The organism is Azospirillum sp. UFLA03-27 (genome assembly GCF_059803775.1).
In genome coordinates this window covers 47,216-53,564 of the sequence record NZ_JAUQTX010000009.1, presented here as the reverse complement: position 1 = coordinate 53,564, position 6,349 = coordinate 47,216, and the positions used below count along the sequence as shown (strand labels likewise).

At 68.7% G+C, this 6,349-nt stretch carries 5 protein-coding genes; 3 read left to right on the top strand and 2 right to left on the bottom strand.

What is annotated here, in order from left to right; translation table 11 throughout:
• Window positions 1–109: 109 nt before the first annotated feature.
• From mutY to Q4I23_RS02775, 3 genes are all read left to right on the top strand, one after another.
• A complete protein-coding gene (gene mutY / locus Q4I23_RS02785; protein ID WP_498525232.1) occupies window positions 110–1,186 on the top strand; it encodes an A/G-specific adenine glycosylase in 1,077 nt (358 codons plus the stop codon).
• Between the two features lie 38 nt (window positions 1,187–1,224).
• Window positions 1,225–1,986, top strand: coding sequence for a DUF1194 domain-containing protein (locus Q4I23_RS02780; protein WP_498525231.1), 762 nt, complete (start codon window positions 1,225–1,227; stop codon window positions 1,984–1,986).
• A 158-nt stretch (window positions 1,987–2,144) separates the two neighbouring features.
• Window positions 2,145–4,655, top strand: coding sequence for a sensor histidine kinase (locus Q4I23_RS02775; protein ID WP_498525230.1), 2,511 nt, complete (start codon window positions 2,145–2,147; stop codon window positions 4,653–4,655).
• A gap of 4 nt (window positions 4,656–4,659) precedes the next feature.
• On the opposite strand, the gene Q4I23_RS02770 is transcribed toward Q4I23_RS02775, so the two are convergent.
• The gene (locus Q4I23_RS02770) at window positions 4,660–5,043 is read right to left on the bottom strand and encodes a dihydroneopterin aldolase (RefSeq protein ID WP_040134860.1); all 384 of its coding nucleotides are present in this window, start codon (window positions 5,041–5,043) and stop codon (window positions 4,660–4,662) included.
• Between the two features lie 133 nt (window positions 5,044–5,176).
• The gene (locus tag Q4I23_RS02765) at window positions 5,177–6,262 is read right to left on the bottom strand and encodes a site-specific DNA-methyltransferase (RefSeq protein ID WP_145627156.1); all 1,086 of its coding nucleotides are present in this window, start codon (window positions 6,260–6,262) and stop codon (window positions 5,177–5,179) included.
• Window positions 6,263–6,349: the final 87 nt, after the last annotated feature.

The following is a 6,349-nucleotide window of genomic DNA, read 5'->3' as shown; positions in this document are numbered from 1 at the left end:
CCCCCCCCCCCCCCCCCCCCCCCCCCCCCCCCCCCCCCCCCCCCCCCTTTTTCATGATCCGGCGACCACCGAGATCTACACTCGCGTATAATCGTCGGCAGCGTCAGATGTGTATAAGAGACAGGCCCCGAAGAGTGCCCCCAGGGACGCCGCCCCACGACTGCTCTCCTGGTACGATCACAACCGCCGCGACCTGCCTTGGCGCGCCAAGCCGGGGGAGGTCGCCGACCCCTACCGGGTCTGGCTGTCGGAGATCATGCTGCAGCAGACCACGGTGCCCGCCGCCGCACCCTATTTCCGCGCCTTCACCGAACGTTGGCCGACGGTGCGCGACCTCGCGGCGGCGCCGCTGGACGACGTGCTGGTGGCCTGGGCCGGGCTCGGCTACTACGCGCGGGCGCGCAACCTGTACAAATGCGCGCAGGTGGTGGCGACGGAGCGGGCGGGGCGCTTCCCCGACAAGGAGGTGGCTCTGCTGGACCTGCCGGGCATCGGCGCCTACACCGCGGCGGCGATCACCGCCATTGCCTTCGGCCACAAGGCGACGGTGGTGGACGGCAATGTGGAACGGGTGGTTTCCCGCGTGTTCGCCGTCGAGGAACCGCTTCCCGGCGTGAAGCCCAAGCTGCGCGCGCTGGCCGCCCTCCTGACGCCGGACGAGCGGCCCGGCGACTACGCCCAGGCGATGATGGATCTGGGCGCAACGGTCTGCACGCCGCGCAAGCCGAAATGCATGCTCTGCCCCTGGTCGGACTGGTGCGCCGCCCGTGCTGCCGGCATCCAGGAGCAGCTTCCCCGCAAGGCCGCCAAGGCGGATAAGCCGACCCGGCGCGGCGTCGCCTTCTGGCTGCTGAACCCGGAGGGGGCCGTTCTGCTGCGCCGCCGGGCGGAGGAGGGGCTGCTGGGCGGGATGACCGAAGTGCCCTCCACCCCCTGGGCCGGCCACGCGCCGACCGATGCCGAGATCGCGGCGGCGGCACCGCTGGATTTGTCCTGGCGCCGCCTGCCGGGCGTGGTCCGCCATACTTTCAGCCATTTTCACCTCGACCTTGAGGTCGTCGCGGCCAAGGCCGGCGACGGCTGGCGGATGGCCGAGGGGCTGTGGGTTCCGGTGGACCGGCTGGGCGGGCAGGCCCTCCCTTCCGTCATGATGAAGGTGGTGCGTCACGCCCTGGCTCACGCGTAAACGGGGCGCACGCGTAAACGGAAGGTGGATGGAGCGAGATGAGGCGGCGGACGATCCTGGCCTTGCCGGCCTTCCTGGCCGGCGCGTGGCTTGCCGGACCCCTGCGGGCGGAGCCGCCTCAGCGGGCGGAGGCCAAGGCGAAGAAGGGGCCGGCCCCCGCCGGGCGTCGCGTCGCCTTGGAACTCGTTCTGGCGGTGGACGGGTCGGCGTCGATCACCGATGGGGATCTGGAGTTCCAGTTGCAGGGCCACGCCGCGGCCTTCCGCGATCCGGACGTCCGCGACGCGGTGACCGCGGGTGGCGTTGCGGCGACCCTGGTGGTCTTCTCAGGCCCGCACAGCCTGCGCGTCCTGGTGCCCTGGACTCCGCTGACCAGCGCGGAGGAGGTGGCCGCCTTCGCGGACCGGATCGACAAGGCGCCGCGTGGTTTTCAGGGGGATTCCACGGCGCTGGGCAGCGCCATCGACGAATCGGCGAAGCTGTTCGCCGGCAACGGCTTCGACGCCGCGCGCAAGGTCATCGACATCGTGTCGAACGGCTTTTCCAACAGCGGTCCGGACCCCGCGGGTGTGCGCGACCGGGTCGAGCGGCAGGGGATTACCATCAACGCCCTGGCCATCCTCGACGAGTTTCCGTGGCTGGAAGAGTATTATCAGGAGAATGTCGTCGGCGGCATGAATGGATTCGTGAAAACGGCAATGGACCGCAGCAGCTTCGTCGAAGCGCTCCGGCAAAAACTCATCCAGGAAATCGCCGTTCTTCCTGCGCCGCGCTCGGTTATCACCGCAGCTAATTTTTGAGCAATGCCGCTCAACGGCGCTGAATTTTGGAAAATCGTCTGGAGGAATGAGGCCAAATCGGGATACTTTACCGTTGTTTGCAAAACTCCATTCATGCACATCGCTTGAAGTGTCTTTTTGTGCGATTTTCGTCCTGGGAGATGCGCTGGAACGGTGGGATGGACAATCGAAAGCCGGTGGGGCCGGGCGACATCGCGGTAGCGGACATCGTGGCGGCGGCCGGCGCGCCGGTCACCGGGAGCGCCGACGCCCATGGCGCGGTTCCCCCTCCCAACGGTCCCTCTCGCGACGTTCCAACGGTTGGGGCGGTCAACCGCTCCGGGGGCAAACCCCGTCTGCAGGCTGTGGCGATGATGCTGGCCGCCGCCGTGGTCCTGGTGCTGGGGACTCTGATGGTGGTGGTCGGGTCGGCCTTCCTCGGCATCGCCGGCATCGCGGAGGAGGCGCGCAACGTCACCATGCCGCGCGCCGGCGCGCAGCACCGCGACGCCCTGACCGCCGCCGAGCTGAGCCGGCTGGCCGAGGTGATCCTCAACAGCCGGGACCACGCCCGCCGCGCCGCCGCCCTGGACGAGGCTGAGGCGTTGGCCAGCCGGTTCGCCCTGGTGGTCGATGCCGACGTCTTGGACAAGCTCGACCGTGCGCTGAGCGCCGTGCGGCGCAGCAACCATCGCGCCAACCTGATCGACTCGCTGTCCGCCAGCATCCGCGAGCAGTTGGCCGGGGTCGACGAAGCGCTGGCCGGCGCCACCGCGCTGCTGGCGGAGCCGGACAAGGCGGTCCAGGACTATGCCTTCCTCAGCAACCTGTACCATCTGCGCCGGCTCTACGGGCAGGCGGCGGCCGGTGAAACGGCGGAGCAACTCGCGCTGCTGGACAGCGAGGCCACGGGGCTGCTGCGCAACCAGCAAGCCTTGCTGGACAGCCTCTCCAGCATGAGGACGGGGCCGACGGTCCAACCCAACCGGCTTGCCATCCTTCTGGACCGGTTCGCGGCGGCGCGCACGGTGATCGACCTGCAACGCGGGCGTCTGTCCGTGCTGGCACAGGTTCGGCAGGACGGCGACCTCGTTTATCGTCAACTGAGAACGCTGGCCGACAGCCTGTCCAGCGACGCTGCCGCGACCACCCTGCTGATGACGGACCGCATCGTCGCCGATGGCTGGCGCGGGTTGTGGACCGGGGTGGCGGGAATCGCTGCGGCCATCCTGCTGTTGGGCATCGTGACGGCGCTGCTGCGCCGCCATGTGGTGGCTCCGGTGTTGCGCGTCAGCGACACTCTGCACGCCTTGCAGAAGAGCCCGCAGACGGTGGCCTTGCCGCCGGCCTCGCTGGAGGAATTCGATCGCATCGGCAATGCGGTGGAGCGGTTCGCCGAGGCGATCGGCGCGCTGCACCGCCAGTCCGCGGCTTTGCGGGCGAGCGAAGGGCGGCTGAACGTCATTCTGCAGTCCTCGCCCTTTCCCATCGTCATCGCGCGGGGTAGCGATGGGCGCATCCTGTTCGCGAACGCTTCCGCCGCGGAGCTTCTGGAAACCACGGGCACCGCCCTGCTGGAGCGCGCGATGCCGGATTTTCTGGAGACTTCAGCTGATTGGCAGGGATTCGCCGATGGCGTGTTCCGCTGCGGACGGCGGCCGGATGTCGAGACGCGGCTGAGAACCGCCGAAGGGCGTCCCTTCTGGGGTGTGTTGTCGGCAATGGCGATGGATCACGACGGTGTGGAATCGCTCTTCGTGACTCTTCACGACATCTCCGCTCGCAAATACGCCGAAAAGGCGCTGGTCGCCGCGAAGGAGGAGGCGGAGCGCGCGCTGCGCGACCTCCGGAGGACCCAAAGGAGCCTCGTCCAGGCGGAGAAGCTGGCGTCGCTGGGGGCACTGGTGGCTGGAGTGGCGCACGAGATCAACACGCCCGTGGGAATCGGCGTGACCGCCGCCAGCCATCTCGCCGAGCAGGCGCGGCAGTTCAGGGCCGGCCTGGCGGATGGCCAGCTGCGCCGCCGCGACCTGGAGGACTTCGTGGACCGGATCGAGGAGGGGGCCTCCATCGTCCTGGGCAATCTGGAGCGCGCCTGCGCGCTGGTGCAGAGCTTCAAGCAGGTGGCCGTGGACCAGACGTCGGAGGCGCGGCGGCTGTTCGAACTGCGCGGCTATCTGGACGGCGTGCTCGGCAGTCTGGCCCCACAGCTGAAAGGCACCGGGCATCGGGTGACGCTGGACTGTCCGGACGGGTTGATCATGGACAGCTATCCGGGCGCCCTGTCGCAGGTCGTGTCGAATCTGGTCATCAACGCGCTGCTGCACGCCTTCCGGCCCGACGTGCCGGGGACCATCACCATCGCCGCTGGCACCGGCGGTCCGTCCTCCGCCGGCGCGGGGAGCGTCGTGCTGGACGTCGCCGACGATGGCCGCGGCATTCCGCCGGACCAGATCGAGCGTATTTTCGAGCCCTTCTTCACCACGCGCCGCGCCGAAGGCGGCAGTGGGCTCGGCCTGCACATCGTCTACAACATCGTCACGGGAACACTTGGCGGGCGCATCGCCGTGGCGTCACAACCGGGGTCCGGCTGCCGCTTCACCATCCATTTGCCGCTGACCGCGTCACCCATGGCGCCGCCCGCCGTCACCGCCGGCCGCGTGACGGTGGAGGAAACGGAACCCGCCTGACGGGTCAGGCGCGGGCGCGTTCGATCTCGACGCCGACGCTTGCGGCGTCCGGGAACACGTCCAGCTTCTCCACCCGCACCTTGACGCTGGCGATCCGCTCGTCGGACAGGCAGCGCTCGGCGATCCGTTCGGCCAGCGTTTCGATCAGGGTGACGTGGCCCTGGCTGACCAATCCCTTCACCACCGCCGCCATGTCCTCGCCGGTGACGCCGGGGGCGACGACGTCCAGGTCGAGGCTCAGGCGGATGCGCTGCGGCTTGATCCGTTCGTGGGCATAGACGCCGATCAACGCATCCATGACCAGATCGCGCACGAAGCAACGGGTGGAAAGCGCCGCCGGGGCCGAACGGGGCGCCGGAGCGGTGACGGTGGCGAAGAGCTTGTTCATGGCGGACACGCCTATCACGCCGTCCCCGTCCTGCCAAGGCATGCGGGCGGCGCTTGATGAGGGGCTCCAATGCCGAACTCGCGGGAACGGGGCGGCGTGAACGGCCGCTCCGTCTCCAGTCCGGCGCCGGGGATCAGGCGGAGGCTTCGGAGCGGATGCGCTCGCGCAGCACGTCGATGGGGCGCAGGTCGCCGCCGTCCTCATAGTGCCAGAAGGTCCAGCCGTTGCAGGCCGGCAGCCCGGCCATGGCGGCCCCCACCTGATGGATGGAGCCGCGATGCTCGCCGCGCGGGCCGGCCCCGATCAGCGTGCCGTCGGCGCGCACGCGGGCGACCACCCGGCGGCGCAGGTCGAACAGCGACGTGCCGGGTCGCAGCAGGCCGCGCTCCACCACCCAGCCGAAGGGAATGCGCGGGGCCGACCGCTTCGGCGGCGTGTCGAGAACGGCGGCGTCGGGCGCCTCCTCCACCGCCTCGATGCGGGCGGTGGCCGCCTTGGCGTAGGTCGGGTCGCGCTCCAGCCCGATCCAGTTGCGGCCCAGCCGCTTCGCCACCGCACCCGTGGTGCCGGTGCCGAAGAAGGGGTCCAGAACCGTGTCGCCGGGGCGGGAGGAGGACAGGATGACGCGGTAGAGAAGCGATTCCGGCTTCTGCGTCGGGTGGGCCTTGCGGCCGTCCTCGTCGCGCAGGCGCTCCGCGCCGTTGCAGATCGGCAGCAGCCAGTCGCTGCGCATCTGCAGGTCGTCGTTCAGCGCCTTCATGGCGTCGTAGTTGAAGCGGTAGCGGGCGTCCTTTTCGCGCGAGGCCCAGATCATGGTCTCATGCGCGTTGGCGAAGCGCGTGCCGCGGAAGTTCGGCATCGGGTTGGTCTTGCGCCACACGATGTCGTTCAGAATCCAGAAGCCCAGATTCTGCAGCGTGGCGCCGACACGGAAGATGTTGTGGTAGCTGCCGATCACCCACAACGATCCCTCGGGCTTCAGGATGCGGCGGGCGGCGGCGAGCCAGTCCCGCGTGAAGCGGTCGTAGGTCTCGAAATCCTCGAACTTGTCCCAGTCCTCCTCCACTCCTTCGACACGGGAGTGGTTCGGGCGCAAGAGTTCGCCCCCCAGCTGGAGGTTATAAGGCGGATCGGCAAAGACAAGGTCCACCGATTCAGCCGGCATTTCATTCATGAGGGCGATGCAATCGCCCACGAGAATTTTGTTCAGGGGGAGCATTGACGAAACCAAAACAGCGAATCAGTCGTTGGGACAATGATTCGCCGCCGAGTCGCCGTCAACTGATTTCTTATCCCGGAATCGCGG